The 302-nt window shown below is 58.3% G+C and carries 1 rRNA gene; it reads left to right on the top strand.

Going from position 1 to position 302, the window contains the following annotated elements:
* Positions 1-64 (top strand): 16S ribosomal RNA (locus ACZYZF_RS29495); the annotation flags it as partial.
* Positions 65-302 lie beyond the last annotated feature (238 nt).

Raw genomic sequence — 302 nt, forward strand, 5'->3', positions numbered from 1 at the left:
GGCGATTGGGACGAAGTCGTAACAAGGTAGCCGTACCGGAAGGTGCGGCTGGATCACCTCCTTTCTAAGGAGCACCACGAGACCTGGGCCGGCCCCGTAAATCGCGGGATCAGCTGTGCTTTCAGGCGATTCGTTGGATGGCCTCTTACCTGTAGTGGGTGGGGGTCTGGTGCACTCGACAAACTTAGCGTGGGATGCGGGAAAGCATCCGCGGAAAATCATCAGACACACTATTGGGCTTTGAGACAACAGGCCCGTTTTTCCCTGGCCCCTGTGTGGGGTGGGAGGCGTGTTGTTGCTCC

The organism is Mycobacterium sp. IDUB_24 (genome assembly GCF_055419385.1).